Annotated in this window: 15 protein-coding genes; 12 read left to right on the top strand and 3 right to left on the bottom strand. The window is 70.5% G+C overall.

All coding sequences use genetic code 11. The annotated features are described in order from the left end of the window. Positions 1-70: 70 nt before the first annotated feature. The 9 genes from LFM09_RS33220 to LFM09_RS33260 are packed head-to-tail and all read left to right on the top strand — an operon-like array spanning position 71 to position 9,640. The gene (locus LFM09_RS33220) at positions 71-895 is read left to right on the top strand and encodes a hypothetical protein (protein ID WP_414100534.1); all 825 of its coding nucleotides are present in this window, start codon (positions 71-73) and stop codon (positions 893-895) included. After that, positions 892-1,827: a polysaccharide deacetylase family protein gene (locus LFM09_RS33225; RefSeq protein ID WP_414100535.1), complete on the top strand. Its 936-nt coding sequence runs from the start codon at positions 892-894 to the stop codon at positions 1,825-1,827. The genes LFM09_RS33220 and LFM09_RS33225 overlap by 4 nt, the downstream gene beginning before the upstream one ends. Further along, entirely contained in the window at positions 1,824-2,984 is a 1,161-nt protein-coding gene (locus tag LFM09_RS33230; RefSeq protein ID WP_414100536.1) for an O-antigen ligase family protein, read from the top strand. The genes LFM09_RS33225 and LFM09_RS33230 overlap by 4 nt, the downstream gene beginning before the upstream one ends. Then, positions 2,959-4,020, top strand: a complete 1,062-nt coding sequence (locus LFM09_RS33235) for a glycosyltransferase (RefSeq protein ID WP_414100537.1) — start codon at positions 2,959-2,961, stop codon at positions 4,018-4,020. The genes LFM09_RS33230 and LFM09_RS33235 overlap by 26 nt, the downstream gene beginning before the upstream one ends. Next, on the top strand, positions 4,017-4,874 hold the full coding sequence (locus tag LFM09_RS33240) for a hypothetical protein (RefSeq protein ID WP_414100538.1): 858 nt from the start codon (positions 4,017-4,019) through the stop codon (positions 4,872-4,874). The genes LFM09_RS33235 and LFM09_RS33240 overlap by 4 nt, the downstream gene beginning before the upstream one ends. Continuing rightward, entirely contained in the window at positions 4,871-6,109 is a 1,239-nt protein-coding gene (locus tag LFM09_RS33245) for a glycosyltransferase family 87 protein (RefSeq protein WP_414100539.1), read from the top strand. Before LFM09_RS33240 ends, LFM09_RS33245 begins: the two co-directional genes overlap by 4 nt. After that, on the top strand, positions 6,106-7,512 hold the full coding sequence (locus tag LFM09_RS33250; RefSeq protein ID WP_414100540.1) for an oligosaccharide flippase family protein: 1,407 nt from the start codon (positions 6,106-6,108) through the stop codon (positions 7,510-7,512). The genes LFM09_RS33245 and LFM09_RS33250 overlap by 4 nt, the downstream gene beginning before the upstream one ends. Next, entirely contained in the window at positions 7,509-8,579 is a 1,071-nt protein-coding gene (locus LFM09_RS33255) for a glycosyltransferase (RefSeq protein ID WP_414100541.1), read from the top strand. Before LFM09_RS33250 ends, LFM09_RS33255 begins: the two co-directional genes overlap by 4 nt. Next, positions 8,576-9,640, top strand: coding sequence for a glycosyltransferase family 4 protein (locus LFM09_RS33260; protein ID WP_414100542.1), 1,065 nt, complete (start codon positions 8,576-8,578; stop codon positions 9,638-9,640). Before LFM09_RS33255 ends, LFM09_RS33260 begins: the two co-directional genes overlap by 4 nt. Position 9,641: 1 nt before the next feature. On the opposite strand, the gene LFM09_RS33265 is transcribed toward LFM09_RS33260, so the two are convergent. Both LFM09_RS33265 and LFM09_RS33270 read right to left on the bottom strand, forming a co-directional pair. Then, positions 9,642-11,042: a putative glycoside hydrolase family 15 protein gene (locus LFM09_RS33265; RefSeq protein WP_414100543.1), complete on the bottom strand. Its 1,401-nt coding sequence runs from the start codon at positions 11,040-11,042 to the stop codon at positions 9,642-9,644. Next, positions 11,021-12,433, bottom strand: coding sequence for a sugar transferase (locus LFM09_RS33270; protein WP_414100544.1), 1,413 nt, complete (start codon positions 12,431-12,433; stop codon positions 11,021-11,023). Before LFM09_RS33270 ends, LFM09_RS33265 begins: the two co-directional genes overlap by 22 nt. A 266-nt stretch (positions 12,434-12,699) precedes the next feature. Between LFM09_RS33270 and LFM09_RS33275 the strand changes: the two genes are divergently transcribed. Beyond that, positions 12,700-13,527 carry a glycosyltransferase gene (locus LFM09_RS33275; RefSeq protein ID WP_414100545.1) on the top strand — a complete coding sequence of 276 codons (828 nt, stop codon included), beginning with the start codon at positions 12,700-12,702 and terminating at the stop codon, positions 13,525-13,527. Then, entirely contained in the window at positions 13,527-14,810 is a 1,284-nt protein-coding gene (locus LFM09_RS33280) for an FAD-dependent oxidoreductase (protein ID WP_414100546.1), read from the top strand. Before LFM09_RS33275 ends, LFM09_RS33280 begins: the two co-directional genes overlap by 1 nt. Here the strand turns inward: LFM09_RS33280 and wecB are convergent. Then, positions 14,699-15,838 (bottom strand): non-hydrolyzing UDP-N-acetylglucosamine 2-epimerase, encoded by a 1,140-nt coding sequence (wecB, locus tag LFM09_RS33285; protein ID WP_414100547.1) that lies wholly within the window; start codon positions 15,836-15,838, stop codon positions 14,699-14,701. The two genes, LFM09_RS33280 and wecB, sit on opposite strands and share 112 nt — an antisense overlap. Before the next feature lie 101 nt (positions 15,839-15,939). Here wecB and LFM09_RS33290 point away from each other — a divergent pair, with 101 nt between their 5' ends. Beyond that, positions 15,940-16,890, top strand: coding sequence for a lysyl oxidase family protein (locus LFM09_RS33290; protein WP_414100548.1), 951 nt, complete (start codon positions 15,940-15,942; stop codon positions 16,888-16,890). The last annotated feature ends 145 nt before the right edge of the window (positions 16,891-17,035 follow it).

Consider the following 17,035-nt stretch of genomic DNA (forward strand, 5'->3'; position numbering starts at 1 on the left):
GCATATCCCTCTAATGGGGAACGCCCTCGTGGCTCCGTATTCTTCGGAGCCTTGACGAGGGAGGTTCTGCATGTCCGGATACCTTGATCTCGTTGTCTCCACCGCGCTGTACGGCCTGGGCATCGTGGCTCAGACCGTTGCGGCACAACGAGCGGACCGGAGACCGGGAACCGGACTGGGACTGCTCGCCCGGCTGGCCAAGGACCGCCTTTACCTGGTGGGGTTCGCGGGCCAGGTGGGTGGTTTCGGGTTCGCTTTTCTCGCCCGCGCCGAGCTGCCGCTCTATTTGGTGCAGGCGGGTTCTTCGTGCGCCGTCGGACTGGCGACCGTGTTCGGTCTGCTGGTGCTGAAGTGGCGCGTGCGGCCGTTGGAGATCGCGGTGCTCGTCATGATGGCGGCGGGGCTCATCCTGCTGGTCACGGCGGCGGAACCGTCGGTGGCGAACGACATCCCGACCGTGCCGGGCCTGGTGCTGCTCGGGTTGCCGCTGCTCCTGATCGTGTTCGCTTCGCGTGCCACGCAGGGGACGAATCCGGTCGTCGTCTCGGTGCTCGCCGGCACGGCGTTCGCGGTGGTGGCGATCATCGGCCGGTCCGTCGCGGACGAGTCGTTGCTCGACGTGGTGCTGCACCCGTTGACGTGGTTGATGATCGTGGCGGCGCTGGTCGGCCAGTCCTGCCTCGCGGTGGCGTTGCAACGCGGCACGGCCACGTCGTCGGTGGCGGCGATGGACGCGACCACCGTGGTGCTCACGTCCGTCATCGGCATCGGGATGCTGGGCGACCGGATCACGCCGGGCTGGGAGTGGGCCGTCGGGTTCGGGATGACGCTCGTCGTGGCCGGCGTGCTGGCGTTGGGCGCACCGAAGCTCGCCAGCACCGAGGTGGCGAAGTGAGAACCGCGAGCGTCTCGCTCGACCTGGACAACCTGTGGGCCTATCTCAAGACCCACGGCGACCCGGAGTGGGAACGCAGACCGAGCTTCCTCTCTGCCGCCGTGCCCCGGTTGCTGGAGGTCTTCGGCGAACATCGGCTCACCACCACGGTTTTCGTGGTGGGGGCCGATGCCGAACGCGACGACGGGGCGCAGGCCGTTCGCGACGTCGTGGCGGCGGGGCACGAAGTGGCGAACCACTCGTGGGGGCACGAACCCTGGCTGCACCGGTACTCCAGGTCCGAACTGGAGGCGGAGCTGGTCAGAGCGGAGGACGCTCTCGTGGCCGCCGGCGCTCCCCGGCCCGTCGGGTTCCGCGGTCCTGGCTACAGCGTCACCCCGGCACTTCTGGAGATCCTCGCTTCGCGTGGTTACCGCTACGACGCGAGCACCCTGCCCACGTGGATCGGCCCCCTGGCCCGTGCGTACCACAACCGCACCGCTCGGTCCGATGCTTCTGGTGACCTGTTCGGCGGGTTCGGCAAGGTCTTCTCGCCGAACAAGCCGTTCCGCTGGCACGGCACCGGTCTGGCCGAGTTGCCGGTGACGACCATGCCGTTGCTGCGCGTCCCGATCCACGGCGCGTACCTGTTGCAGCTGCACCAGATCTCGCCACGACTGGCGCGCGGCTACTTCCGTGCCGCGCTGCGGTTGTGCCTGCTGACCGGCACCGCGCCGTCGTTGCTGCTGCACCCGACCGACGTGCTGAGCGGTGCCGAGGCACCGGGGATGGAGTTCTTCCCCGGGATGTCCGTGCCGGGCGCGGAGAAGGCGGCGCTGCTCGGCTGGGTGCTTTCCGTGCTGCGACAGCACTTCGACGTCGTCGGCACCGGTGCGCACGTGGCCCGGTTGTCGGAGCTCATCCCGCAGCGCCGGACGGAGCTGTGCGGATGACGTGGCTGCTGCGCGTGCTCGCGTGCGCGACGGTCCTGCTGGCTCCGCTGGAGGGTTATCTGCACCAGGTGCACCCGCACCTGGCCAAGGTGGCGCCGGGGCTGCTGATCGTGTCGTGGGCCGCGCAACGGGTGCGTCTGCGGCAGCTGCCCGCACCGCATCCGCTGCACGCGTTGCTGGCGCTGTTCGCCGTGGTGGTGCTGGTCTCGTCGGCCGTGCATGCCGGTGACCCGTTCGCGCTGGACTACGCCCAGCGCTTCCTGCCGTTCCTGCTGATCACCGCCGTGCTGGTCGACGTCGTGGCACGGGAGGTGCCGGTGCGGGCGGTGCTCGCGGCGGCCGTCGGCGGCGCGTTGTTCGCGGCGGTGGGCGCGTTGTACAGCCTGGTCGTCGACGGTGAGGCACGGGCGACCGGGCCTCTTGAGGATCCCAACGACCTCGCGTACTTCCTGGTGGTGGCGCTGCCGTTGCTGATCGCGTTGCCCGCTCGGAGATTCCTGCTGCCGGTCGGCGCGGTGCTGGCGGCGGGTGCGGCGGCGACGTTCTCCCGCGGTGGTGCGCTTGCACTTCTGTGTGCCGGGGTGTGGCTCGTCGTGCGGCGCGGTGTGTCGATGCGTGTGGTGGCGGCGATGGTCGGCGGGCTCGCGGTGATCGGGCTCGGTGCCGTGGTGTTCGCGGGACCGGTGCTGGACCGGGCGCTCGCGGAGAAGACGCACATCGCCGCGACCAATGTGGACACTCGTGAGCTGCGCTGGCAGGCGGCCGCCCGCATGATGGCCGACAACCCGGTGCTCGGGGTCGGGCCCGGTGGGTTCCGCAGCTCGTACGTGGCGGCTTCGCGCAACGCGGAGGTCGACGAGCAGTCGCCGGTGGCGCACAACATCTACCTGGAGATCGGCGCGGAGCTCGGCCTGCCCGGTCTCGCCTGCTTCCTCGGCGCGGTCGCGATGGCGTTCGTGGCCACTGAACGCGCGCTGCGCGCCGGTGACCGGTCGATGCTCGCAGTCCAGGCGTCGCTGATCGCCGCGCTGGTCGCGTCGACCTTCCTGTCAGAGCAGTACTACCTGCCGATCTGGTCGCTGGTCGCGGTGGCGATCGCGGCCGGCCTGCGCCTTGAGGAGAGTGAGCGCGATGCGTGTCTTGCACGTCATCAGTGAGATGGGCGCCGGAGGAGCCGAGGCCGTCGTCGCGGGCATGGTGCGGGCCGGCGGCGAGTTCGGCTGGGAGTCCGGTGTCGCGAGCGGCGGCGGGCATCGCGCCGAGGCCTTGCGGGCGCAGGGTTTCCGCACGTTCGACGTGCCGGTGGCGCGGCGCAGGGTCAGCGGCGTGCTGCGCGCTGTTTCCGCCGTGCGCTCGGCTGTCCGTGCTTTTTCACCGGATGTCGTGCTGGCGCACAACGTGTCCGCGAGCCTCGTGGCCCGGCTCGGCGCGCGTGGGACGCCCGTCGCGACCGTGTTCCACGGAGTCGCCGAGACTGATCTCGGTGGTGCCGCGCGGGTTCTGCGGCGCACCTCGCATGCGGTGACGGCGGTGTCCGAGGCCAGCGCTGCACGGTTGCGCGCGGCCGGCCTCGTGGTCGAGGTGATCCCGAACGCGGTGTTCGTCGAACCGCCGCGAGTCGACCGGGCGGCGATCCGCGGGGTGCTCGGCATCGGTGCCGACGTGCCGGTGGCGTTGTGCCCGGCCCGCCTCGAACCGCAAAAGCGCCACGACGTGCTGCTGGAGGCGTGGGCTCTGGTCGCGGGCGCGATCCTGCTGCTGGCCGGCGACGGAAGCCTCCGCGCCGACCTGGAACACCGGGCCGAAGAACTCGGCGTGGCGGACCGCGTGCGTTTCCTCGGCACCCGCTGCGACGTGCCTGACCTGCTGGACGCCGCGGACGTCGTGGTGCTCACCAGTGACTGGGAGGGCATGCCGATCGCGATCCTGGAGTCGCTGGCCGCCGGCCGCCCGGTCGTTGCGTCCGATGTGGACGGTGTGCGCGAGGCGCTGGCGGGTGGCGGTGGTGTGCTCGTGCCGCGCCGCTCACCCTCGGCCACGGCGGCCGCGCTGGCCTCGTTCCTGTTCAACGCGCGGGCGTGTGCTTCCGCCGGCGCCGCGGGCCGTGCGTCGGTCGAACGTTCACACGACCCCCACACGTTCATGAAGTCCTACGACGAACTCCTCCGAACCCTTGCAGGAGAACACCGGTGAACAAGCGCACGCTGCTGGAGGCGACGGCGGTGGCGCTCGTCGTCGTGGTGCTCGTGCTGGCGGTGACGTCACTGCGCGGCGAGCAGTACGAGAGCCGTGTCGCCCTGCTCGCCACGCCCGCGACCGAGACCTCCGCTCAGTACGGCGAGGTCGCCTCTCTCTCGATGCCGGCGATCGTCCAGCTGGTGCACAGCCCCACCGTGCTGGAAGCCGCCGCGCACGCCGCTTCCACCACCCCGCGCTCGCTCACCGCGGCCGTCGAACTGGTGCCGGCTTCCGGTCTGGCGCGGCTGTCCGTGCGGGCGGGCTCGGCAGATCAGGCTTCCGCCGCGGTGACCGCTCTGGCCAAGGCCGTGGCGGACGCGAACCTGCTCGCCCCGGCCGGTCGGCTGCGGGTGCTCGACGAGCGCCCGGACACCACGCGGGTGGCACCGGACTGGAAGCTGGCGGCCGGCCTGGCCCTGGCCGCCGCGCTGGCAGCGGGGATCGCTGTTTTCGCGTTGCGCGCCTTGCGTCGGCCTCGCACGGGCGAGGCCGCCGTGCGAGCCGCGGTCGTGGCGGCCGGCGTGCGGCACCCGGTGGCGTTGGTGCGTGAGGACGACCCCGGGATGCTCGACCGGTTGACCGCCCTGTGCGTGGCGGCGGCTCGGCCGGTGCGGGTGGTTCCCGCGGATTTCGGGCTGACCGCGCAGGCCGAGGCGTTGGCGGCTTCGTTGCCGGACAAGGCTGGCGAGCCCGGTGAGGGCACGGCGGTGATCGCAGTGGCCGATGGCGGGAACGAGCCTGGTGATCTGACGGCGGCGCTCGCAGTGCTGCCGGCATCGGCCGTGTTGGTCGCGGTGGTGCTGACATGATCACCACGACCCGGCCGAACACCCGCACCCTCATCACGGTCGCGGTGGCGATCGTCGGCGCGCTCAGCGCCGCGCGGGCGCTGCGCCCGTCGTGGGAAGTTCCCACCCCCACCGAGGACAACCTGGCCGAGGAGCGGCTGCAGGACTTCCGGGACGCGGTGTACTTCCCGATCCGCGAGTTCCTGGCGGGCGGCAACCCGTACGACCCGGCGGCGATGTTCGCGCACTGGCCGGTGCGGCAGAACTTCAACCTCTACCAGCCGTACCACCTCGTGCTGCACATGCCGTTCGCGTTGCCCGAGTACCGGATCGGCGCGATCGCGTTCACCCTCGCCTCGCTCGTCCTCCTGGGAGTTCTCGGGTTGCTGGCGGCTCGGCGGGCGAAGCTGCCGCTCGTGCTCGGCACCGTGGTGATCGCGGCGTTGCTGGTGACGAGTCAGGTGGGCAAGGCGCAGCTGTACGTGGGGCAGGTCAACCCGTTGATCGCGGTGGGTGCGGCGGCGGCGTTGATGGCGCGGTCCAGTCATCCGCGGGTCGCTGCGCTCGGGCTGGCGGTGGCGTGGTTGAAGCCGCAGTTCGGGTTGCCGTTGGCGGTTCTGCTGTTCGCACGCGGGTCGCGCAGGGTTGCGCTCGGTGGCACGGCCATCGCGGCGCTCGCGAGTCTGCCTGTGGTGGCGTTGCTGGTGTACCGGGGTGGGGGTGTCGGGGCGTTCCTCGACGTGATCTCGGCGAACCTCGCGCACGCCAGTGGTACCAGCTACGGCGCGGTGGATTCCGTGACGGCGCAACGGGTGGATCTTCCGGCGGTGTTCTTCCGGGTGACGGACTGGCTGCCGCCGGCGGCCGAGCTCGTGGCGCTGGTCGGGGTGCTGGCGGCTACGGCGGTGCTCGCCAGGAAGCTCGACCGCGGTGACGAGGACAGCCGGTCGGTCGCGGACCTGCTCACGGCGATCGGTGCTGTTGTGGCGCTGGTTCACCAGCCCGGTGACGTGTTGATCGCGGTGCCCGCGATGGTGGCGGTGGCGGTGGTGTGCTGGCGGCGCCGGAAGGAACGGGACTGGCGGCTCGCCGGGGTCGCGGTGCTCGCGCTCGCGGTTCCGTTCGCGCATCTGTACTTCGTGAACAGCGCGATCGTCGGAACGTTCGGGCACCGGGTGGACGTGACGGTGGACGGTGTGGCGATAGTCGTGGCCTGGGTGCTGCTGGTGGTCGTCGCGGCCAGGAAACGCGCGTGACGAACCAGGTCGGTGCGCGGGCGGTCCGGGGATCGTTGTGGCTCTTCGCGGTCAACCTGGTCAGCAAGGGCTGCCAGGTCGCGGTCACGCTGGTGCTCGCGGCACTGCTCACCGAGGACGGCCTCGGCGCGGTGTCACTCGTGGTGGCGCTGGTCAACATCGGTCAGGTCGTGCAGTCCGCGGGCGTCTACGACGTGATCAGCCGGACCGAACGGGACCCGCGTGAGCTCGCGGGCACGGTGCTGACGTTGAGCGCGGGTGGCGGTCTCGCGTTGACCGTGGTGCTGTTGCTCGCCGCGGAACCCCTCGCGGCCGCGCTCGGGGCGCCGGCCGCGCTCATCAGGATCGCCGCGCTCAGCCTGCCGTTCACCGCGATCGGTGGCGTGCAGATGGCGGTGATGCACCGCGATCTGGACTTCCGGCGCCGGATGCTGCCCGACGCGGGCGGCATGGTGCTCGGTGCGGCGGTGACGATCGTGCTGGCGGCGCTCGGCCACGGGCCGCTCGCGATGGCCGTCGGATTGCTGTGCACGGCCATCTCCCAACCCGTGCTCGCAGTGGTCGCGGGGGCGCGCATCCGCCCGCGTTGGGATCGCGATTCCGCAGGGGAAGCCCTGCGGTGGACGGCTGTCGTGGGGCCCGGTGCCGTCGTCGCCACGCTGCTGATCAACGTCGACTACCTGACGATCGGGCACGTGCTGGGCCCGTCGGCCGTCGGTGTGTACTCGCTCGCCTTCCGGATCGCCTGGATGCCGTACATCCTCGTGGCCGTCGTGCTGGGCGGCGTGCTGTTCCCGGTGTGCACGGAGCTGGTCCGAAGTGGACAGACGGTGTCCGGTGCCCTGCTGAGGTTCACCAAGGCCGCGTTGGTGATCACCGGCGGGCTCTTCGCGGTGATCGCGCTGCTCGCCGACCACGTCGTGCTGTTCGGCGACCGCTGGGCGCCCGCCGCGCCCGTGCTGGTCGCGTTGTGCGCGTACGGACTCGGACTCGGGCTGCTGCACACCTGGTACCAGGTCATCCGGGCCGCCGGGCACGCGCGGTGGTACCTCGCGCTCGAAGTGACCCACCTGGCCATGCTGGCCTCCGCGCTGGCGACGACCACGAGGCACGGGGTGGTGGCCGTGGCGGTCGCTCAAGCCGTCATCGTCTGGCTGCTCGTCCCGTTCGCCTGGTGTGTGCTGGTGCGGCACGGGCTTGCCTTCCCGCTGAAGGAACTCGCCCGCACGACAGCAGGGCTGCTCGCGGCCGGTCTGAGCTGCGTGCTCGTGGCGCGCCTTTTGCCTGACACCAACGGAATCGCCGGCGCCCTGCTCTCCGGCCTGGCGCTGCTCGGCGTGTACGCGGCCGTGGCGTTGCCGCTCAACCGCGAAGCCGTACGTGAACTGCGAGGAAGCCTGTGAAGATCGTGCACGTGACGCAGCCGGTGGAGGCGGGCGTCGCCAAGGTCGTGCTGGATCTCGCACGGGCACAGCGCGCCGCCGGTTGGGAGGTGCACGTGGTGTGCCCGCCGCACGGCTGGCTCCCCGACCAGCTGAGCACGATCCCGTGGCCCGCGACCCGCTCCCCTGGACTGTCGGTGCTGGGTGAAACCCTGCGGCTCCACAAGATCCTTCGCAAGCTGCGCCCCGACGTGATCCACCTGCACAGCTCTAAGGCCGGGCTGACCGGCAGGCTCGCGGTCCGCGGCCGGACGCCGACGATCTTCCAGCCGCACCTGTGGTCGTTCCGGCTCTCGAACGGCCTGCTGCGCCGGGCGTGCACGCGCTGGGAAGCCTTCGCCTCCAGGTGGACGCACCAGCTCGTGTGCGTGAGCGACGACGAGCTCGCGTCCGGACGCGAAGCAGGGGTGACCGCACCGGCCGAAGTCGTGTGCAACGGCGTCGACACCACCCTGCTCCGTCCGTCCGACCGCACCACCGCACGGCGCCGGCTGAACCTCCCCGAGCGGCCCACCGCGGTGTGCGTGGGCAGGCTCGCTGCGCAGAAGGGCCAGGACCTCCTGCTCGCCGCGTGGCCTGCGGTGCTGGCCGATGTGCCTGACGCACAACTGGTGCTGGTCGGCGACGGTCCGATGAGGGCGGTCTGGCAGCAGGATCAGGAGTCGGTGCTCTGGTGGGGTCAAAGCGACGACGTCGAGTCCTTCTACGGCGCGGCGGATGTCGTCGTGCTGCCGTCACGTGCCGAGGGCATGGCCCTGGTACCGCTGGAGGCCATGGCCTGCGGGCGCTCAGTCGTGGCGTTCGACGTGGACGGTGTGCGGCAGAGCATCGGGCCTGCGGGAGCCCTGGTGGCGAAGGAAGACGTCGCCGCGCTCGGACAGGCACTCGCGGCACGACTCGCGTATCCGTCGCTCGCCGACGGCGAAGGTCGCACCGGACGACGGCGCGCTGAGACGTTGTTCGACCGCGCGCGCATGACCGACCAGATCATCACGCTCGTGGAGAAGCTCGAAGGAGACGCCCGATGAGGGTCGCGTACCTGTTGACGCAGGACAAAGGTGGCCCGGTGGACGTCACCGTCCGGCTCGCCGCCGCTCTGCAGGACTCCGGCGAGGCCGAGGTCAAGGTGTTCGGCCCGGTGCCCGCACGAGACGCGCACCTGGTCGAGCACGAGGAGATCTCGGTGCCGCGCAAGGGAGATCTTCGCGCGAGCCGACAGGCCCGCGCGGCACTGCGGGCGTGGCGGCCGGACGTCGTGCACGCCCAGGACCGCCGCAGCGGCCTGGTGAGCGCCGGCCTCGGTGACATCCGGGTCGTGCACACCTACCACGGCGTGCCGGACGACGTGGGCGAGCCGTGGTTCCGCGGGGCCGCCCGAGCACCGAGGCCGTCGACGTACACGATGACCGTGCTGGCCGCGGACGCCCTGGTCGCCCGCCGAGTCGACCGCACGGTGGTGCCGGCACCCGCGATGGGCCGGTTCCTCCGCGAACGGCTGCGCGTGCCCGCAGGTCGGTTGGTGCACATCGACAACTGCGTCACGATCGGCTCAGCCGAGCCGCCCGCGACCCCGGTCCGGCGGCTGCTGTTCGTCGGCCTTCTGGTGGAACGCAAGGGCTTGCCGACGCTGCTCGAAGCACTGCGCGGCGCTTTGCTCCCGGACGTGACGCTCACGGTCGTGGGCGACGGCCCGCTCCGCGAAGCCTGCGAACACCTCGCGGAAGGCCTGCCCGTCGAGTTCCTGGGCTTCCGCGCCGACGTGCCCGAGTTGCTGCGCAAGCACGACGCGCTGGTGCTTCCGTCCACCATGGAACAGCAGCCGCTCGTTGTCGCCGAGGCCATGGCCGCAGGGAAACCCGTGGTCGCAACGGACACCGGCGGCGTGGCGAACATGCTCGACGTGCCGGGTGCCGCGCTCCGGCTCGCGGCACCCGGCGACGCGGCCTCGCTGACCAAGCAGCTGCGGGGGCTGTTCGCCGATCAGGATCCCGCTCGGACGGGCCGGTTGCTGGCCGCACAGGCACGGGAACGCTTCAGCCCCGAGGTGTGCGCTCAGCGGCACCTGGAGCTGTACCGCGGCCTGGGCTGACTCAGCCGACCGGTTTCGTCGGCACCGGCGGCGTGGTGGTCGTGGTCGTCGGCACCGTCGGCGGCTTGATCGGCGGCGTGGTCGGGGTCGGGGGCACCGTCGGCGGCTTCACCGGCGGAGTCGTCGTGACACCGGGTGCCTTCGGCTTGATCAGCACCTTGGCGTCCGCACCCGGCAGCTCGAACGGCGCCGACACCGCCACCCCGTTGATGTCGACCATCCCGGCCGGCGGCGTCACCAGGACCGGCTTGCTGGTCGGGTTCACCACCACCCAGCCGTTGCTGAACCCTCGGGTCCACAGCCCGGAAGGCAGCCGGTTCGCCGTCTCCACGGCCTCACCGAGCCCCGCCTCCTGGTACTGCGACCACGCGGGGTTCTTGTAGTCGGGCGACGCGCCGTTCCAGCAGGTGAACGGGCCGGCGAGCAGTGCAGCCGTGGCGTAGCCGACGCGTTCCTCGCGCGGGCTGGACGTGTGCGTGACCAGCAGGAGCCACGACTCGCCGAGCGCGGCCTGGGCGCGCAGTTCTTTCCACTCGTTGCCGCGGAACGTGAGCAGCTCGCCGTTGCCGCCGTCGTCGCGCAGCCCGAAGTTCTCCTCCATCGCCCCGTCGTAACGCGAGTGCGCGGTCCACCTGCCGGGCCGCAGGTGCGACTCGGACACGTTGGGGATCAACACCTTCCCGACCTTCTGCAGCTCGTCGCCCGCGATGCCGAGGAACGAGTCGTAGCCGTCGCGCAGCAGGCGGTCGGTGGCCTCGGCGTCCGCGGTGCCCTTGAGCACGGCGGACGAGTAGAACCTCAGTGAGCTGAAGTCGTTGTCCGCCAGCACTCCGTCCCAGCCCTCGCGGACGACCTCCTCGACGACCGCGGTCGTCCACGCGCGTTGGTAGGCCTCGGTCCACACGGCCATCTGCCAATGCTTCTCGTAGCCCTTCCACTCGATCCGCTTGTCCGCGGTGTCGAGCGCGAACCACTCCGGGTGAGCCTTCTCCGTGGCGACGTACCCGAGCCCGGTCGGCAGGTACTTCGCGTCGAGGCCGTTGTCGACGGTCCCCGGGTAGTTCCGGGTGCTGGAGAAGTCCTTGTACACCAGCACTTTCACCTTGGGGTTCAGCTGACGCAGCCGGCGCAGTGCCACCGTCTCCCACGCGTTGAGCACCACGAGGCTGTAGTGCTCCGCGGCGAACTTCAGCTGCAGCGACGTCGGACGCGCGCCGATGCCGTACCACCACGCGCACGGCGAGAGCGGCTTCGGCGGCGGAGCGCCGATGACCGACGGGTCCGGCGGGGCGAGGCTCTGCTGCGCAGCCTTCTCCGCCGCCGGCAGGTACGTGCACGCGGTCGTGGTGAACACCAGCAGCGCGACCAGAAGACGGCCCGTCAGCGATTCCTTCGGCAACACAGCTCACCCACCGTCAACAGCACGATTTTGACGTCCAGCCACAGCGACCAATTTGCGATGTAGTAGTTGTCGTACCGAGATCTGTCCACGATCGAGGTGTCACCTCGCAATCCGTGGACCTGGGCGAGCCCGGTCAATCCGGTGGGGACCCGATGACGCGCCCAGTATAGTTCGTGGATCGCGGAGAACTGGCGAACGAAACCCGGCCTTTCCGGCCTCGGTCCGACAACGCACATGTCGCCGCGCAGCACGTTCCACAACTGCGGCAGTTCGTCGAGCGAGGTCCGGCGCAGGAACCGGCCGACGGGGCCGACGCGCGAATCACCCTCCACGGACCACCGCACGTCCGAGTCGTCCACGCCGGTCTGCCGGACGCTGCGCAGCTTGAAGATCACGAACTGGCTGTCGTCCATCCCGACGCGCACCTGCCGGAAGATGATCGGCCTGCCGCTCTCCAGCAGCACAGCCAGCGCGCACGCCACGATGACCGGCGACAGCACGACGAGCGCGAGCAGCGCGAGCGACCGCTCCACCAGGCGCTTGATCCACCAGGTGGGCCGGTTGGTCGGCGCCGTGCTCAGGCGCAGCAACGGGTAGCTGCGCAGCCGTTCGACGTCCGGGCCGTCCTGGTGCAGCTCGAACATCCTCGGCACCACCAGCGTCGAGCACCCGAGCCGGTGCGCGGTGACGGCCGCGTCGACCAGCGGCGAGTCGACGGCGTGCGAGAACGCGATGACCACGGTGCCGACGCCGAGCCGCTTGATCGCCGTCGCCAGGTCCTCGTGCAGCAGGTCGGCCGGCAGCTTCCGGTCGCCGGGTGGCTCCGAGTCGATGAACCCGACCGGGCGCAGGCCGTACTCGGGGTGGCGCAGCATGACCTCGGCGAGGTCCGCACCGACCTGACCAGCCCCGATCACGATCGTTCTGTCACAGCGGTCGAACCGGCGCCGGCACCACCTGCCGAACGCGAACACCGCCAGTCTGGCCGGTTCACCCACCACCACGAAGGCGAAGACACCCTCGTTGAGCTGCAGCAACATTTCCGGCGACCAACCGCCGGCCAGCACCGCGACGCTCACCGCGGCGAACGCGATCGCCGTCGTCGCGAGCGACCGCGGCAGGTCCTGCAGCCACGACAACATCAGGCGCCGGCGGTAGATCCGCCCCGACGCCCGGACACCCAGCAACACGCACGCGAGCACGAACGCCCACTCCGCAGCCTGCCCGGCGGCGGACGCCATCGCGAGCAGTGCGGCCGCGTCCACTCCGACGAGCAGCACCGCCACCCCGTTGACCCGGCCGAGGAGACCGCGCGGCCGGGCCTCGGCACGCACGGGCTCCAGCGGCGCGGTCAACTCTCCGGCGAACCACTCTTCCAGGGGAAGACCCACGCTCGACTCCGCCTCAGCGCTTTGTCTCATTCGAGATCACCCGATCGAGATCATCTGGCAGGAAAATGTTCCGAGAATGACGGCAGCGCGTCCCGTCGTCACCCGTTCGTGGAACACCAGCACCCCTTTCGAATTACATCGGGAATCAACTCAGGCCTTCCGCTCCCCGCCGCTGAGCAAAAGTCAGCCGGGGTGGCCCGAAATTTACTGCCGGGCGTGCGAATAATTCTCGCCGCCGCTCTGAGACCCGATGAAATGGGGGTTCGATGACAGTCGACGAACGCGAGGTCCGCACCTCGCGGACGGCCGCTCCGAGACCCGCGACCGCGCTCGCGACGCCGGTCCGCGGCCGCGCCCACGTCGTGCTGCCCGCCTACAACGAGGCGGCGTCGCTGCCGTCGTTGCTGCGCCGGATCGCCGACGTCGCCCGCACCGAGCAGGTGACCGCGTGGGTCGTTGACGACGGGTCGTCGGACGGCACCGCCGACGTGGTGACCGGCGTCGCGGACCTCGACGTCCGGCTGGTCCGCCACCCGGTCAACCTCGGCCTGGGCCAGGCAGTCCAAACAGGACTGCGAGCCGCGCTGAGCGACGCCGGCGAGGACGACTTCATCGTCGTGATGGACGCTGACGACACGCACGACCCCGCGCTCGTCACCAGGCTGGGCAACGAGATCCTCGCCGGGGCCGACGTCGTGATCTGCTCCCGGTTCGTGGACGGCGGCGACGACAAGACCGCCCCGCTGTTCCGCCGGATGCTGTCGCGCGGCGCGGCCGTGCTGTTCCGCCGCGTGCTCGGACTGGTCGACGTGCACGACTTCACCAGCGGCTTCCGCGCGTACCGGGTCAGCCTGCTCACCCGCGCCAGCACGCACTGGGGCGAGCGACTCGTCGAGGAGCGCGGGTTCGCCTGCATGGTCGAGCTGCTGCTCAAGCTCCGGCACTGCCACCCGGTGATCACCGAGGTGCCGCTGGAGCTGCAGTACGACCGCAAGCAGGGCCCGAGCAAGCTCAAGCTGCGCCGCACGATCGTGCAGTACCTGCGGCTGCTCGTGCGCGACCGGCTCACTCCGGCCCCGTACCGGGAACTGTGATGCGGACTGTTGTCATCGGCGGCGGCATCTGCGGTCTCGCCGTCGCCCACCGGCTCGCTCGCGCCGGCACCGAGGTCACCCTGCTGGAGGCCTCCGGCCAGCTCGGCGGGCTCGGCACGTTCTTCCCGTGGCGCGACCGGTGGATCGAACGCTTCTACCACTGCGTCATGCCGACCGACGAGAACCTGTTGCCGCTGCTGGACGAGCTCGGGCTGCGCGACGACGTCCGCTGGGAGCGCACCAGCATGGGCATGATCGTCGACGGCCGGCACTACCCGTTCAACTCGGCGCTGGACCTGTTGCGGTTCACCGCATTGGGTGTTGTCGACCGGGTGCGGTTCGGCGCGGTGTCGGTGCTGCTGCGCCGGTTGGGCAAGGGCAAGGACCTCGACAACCTGCGCACCGAGGACTGGTTGCGCGGCCTGTACGGCGACCGGGTGTGGCAGAACCTCTTCGCCCCGTTGTTCGGCTCGAAGTTCGGTGCGGCGTTCGGCGACGTGCCCGCGCTGTACCTGTGGCAGCGGCTGGGGCGCGAACGGAACGTCGCGGTGCGCGGCTACCCGCGCGGTGGCTACAAGACGATCATCGACGCGCTGAGGGCCTCGATCGAGTCGCACGGCGGGGTGGTGCGGACATCGGCACCGGTCCGTGTGCTGGGACGGAATCACGTCGAGCTCGCCGGCGGCGAGACGATCGTTGCCGACCGGATCGTCTCCACGCTGCCGCTGCCGGCGTTGCGGCAGGCGGCGGACGCCGAGATGACTCCGCTGCTGCCTCAGGTGAACCTGCGGTACCAGGGCGTCGTGAACGCGCTCTTCGTGCTGCGGCAACCGTTGTCCGGCCACTACTGGACGCCGGTGCTGCGGTCGGGCACGGAGTTCGACGGGGTCGTCGAGATGACGCCGCTGACCGGGCCGGTCGACGGGCGCCACCTCGCGTACGTCATGCGCTACACCGACCGCGAGTCCCCGCTGTTCGCCGAGGACGAGAGCGTGATCGCGGCGAGGTGGACCGAGCAGCTGCGGTCACTGCACCCCGGCGCGGACGTCGAGGAGGTGCACGTCTTCCGCGCTCCGTTCGTGGAACCGGTGTACCCGGTCGGTTATCTCGCCCAGCAGCCGGAGGTGGAGGTGGCGGGCACGCCGCTGCTGCTCGCCACCACCGCCCACGTCTACCCCTCGGTGACGAGCTGGAACTCCAGCGTGGGACTGGCGAACCGGGTGTCGGAGATCATCGTGCGCACCGCGGCCTCGATGAGCCCGGACGGCGAGCCGGTGCCGTAGGGCGAGGGAATGCCGGCCAGCCGGGTGCGGTGCCCGCTCACGTCGTCGAGCCACTTGAGCACCTCGGCCCGCACTCGGGGGCCCGGCGGGACGAGGGTGCCGAACGTGCCCTCGATCTCGGGCCGTTCGGTGCTGCGGCGGACCACGACGACCGGCCGTTTGAGCACGCTGACCTCCTCCTGCACGCCGCCGGAGTCGGACACGAGCACGGCGGCCCACCGGGCCAGCGAGAGGAAGTCCTTGTAGGACTGGGGTTCGATCACCCGCAACCGGGTCAGCAGCCGGTCGAGCCCGAACGCGGCGACCTGCTTCGCGGTGCGCGGGTGCAGGGGCAGCACGACGGGAAGTGGCAGCCGGGCGAGCTCGGTGAGGATCGTCTCCAGGTTCTCCCGGCAGTCCACGTTCTCCGGCCGGTGCACGGTCGCGAGCACGTAGGTGTCGGCGGCGAGCCCGAGCCCGGTGATCAACCTCAGCGAGTCGTCCAGGCCGGGCAGCGCTTCCTCCAGCGCCTCCACGACGGTGTTGCCGGTGACCTGGATGCGGTCGGCCGCAACGCCTTCCGCGATCAGGTTCGTGAAGTTGACCTGGGTCGGGGCGCAGCAGAGGTCGGCGAGGTGGTCGATGGCGACCCGGTTGTGCTCCTCCGGCATCGCGCGGTCGTAGCTGCGCAGGCCGGCCTCGACGTGCACCAGCGGCACGTCGTTCGCGTTGGCGGCCAACGCACCCGCGAGCGCGGAGGTCGTGTCGCCCTGCACGATCACCACATCGGGTGGTTCTTCGGCGAAGTGCGCGTCCAGTGCCGCGACGGCGTTGCCCAGCTGACCTCCCCGGCGTCCGCCGCCGAGTCCCAGCTCGACGAAGCTGCCCGGCTCCGCGATGTCCTGGCGGATGCGCGAGTACATCGACCGGTCGTAGTGCTGTCCTGTGTAGACAACGGCGGCGTCTTCGCCGAACCGGCGGATCAGCGGGGCTAGCTTGATCAGTTCCGGCCGCGTGCCGCACACCATGGTGATGGCGCCTCTTCTCACCGGCCGCACAGTAGTTCTCGCACCTCGATTCTTCGGGGCTCCGTCAGTCGATCGAGTGACGGTTGCAGCAGAAAGTGTTGCAACGAAACTAATGTGTGCCGGTGTTCAAGAGACCCGTCGCGGTGATCGTCGCTGCGATCACCGCTGCCGCACTCACCGCGTCCTCGCACGCCGCCACGCCGATGTTGCCTGACCTGAGACAGGCTCCCGTCGGCTGTCCTGGCGGATATGACGGCGACGCGAGCAAATGCGAGGCCTGGGACGTCTGCATGGTGACCGACCCGTCCTCGCCGGGTGGCCCCTGCCTGCTCGAAGGAGACCTCAAGGCCGTACGCCTCAGGTTCACCACTTCGGTGGACAACATCGGCGACGGACCGTTCCTCGTCCACGCCCACCGCGACAGCACCTCCCAGCCGCGGATGGCCGTCCGCCAGGCGATCCAGTCCGATGTGGACGGACCGATCCCGATGACGTTCGACGCGGCGCAGCACCGCACACCGGCCTGGTCGTACTACGAGCCGGCCGCCGCCCACCAGCACTGGCACCTGATGGGCTTCGAGTACTTCCAGCTGCGCACACCGTCGGGCCGGACCGTCGTGACCGACCGCAAGAACGGTTTCTGCCTCGGCGACCGCTACACCAACGTCGACGCCGGAGCACTGGCCCACCGGCCCGGCGACCGCTCGACCCACACCGGCCTGCTCGCCGAGCAGCTCGACGGCCACAAGTGCGGTCACCACAACCCCGACGCGCTGGACACGTTCTTCGGCATCTCGGTCGGCATGGGCGACGACTACAAGTACCGCGTCGAGTTCCAGTGGCTCGACATCACCCAGGTCGCCTCCGGGACCTACGACGTCGTCACGGTCGCGAACCCGGACCGCGCCCTGCGCGAGAAGAACTACGACAACAACGCGGCCTCCATGGCCATCTCGATCCAGTGGCCCGACGGCGCCTCCCAGGCACCGGCCCGGATCAACAAACCACCGGTCGTGAAGCTCCTGCGCGGTTGTCCCGGCAAGATCCGGTGCGCGAACGAGCCGTGGAACTGACCTCTTAGGACGTTCGGGTGAGCGCCTTTGCGGGTCTGCCGCGAAGGCGCTCACCATCTGCCGTGTGCGGGCGCCTTCCGCTGGCACGCGGGGACCGCGCGTTGTCGGAAGTGGCCCCGTTCCTTCGGCCCGAGCGGGATCGGCA

Source organism: Lentzea alba, assembly GCF_047445655.1.
In the GTDB taxonomy this organism is placed as follows: domain Bacteria; phylum Actinomycetota; class Actinomycetes; order Mycobacteriales; family Pseudonocardiaceae; genus Lentzea; species Lentzea alba_A.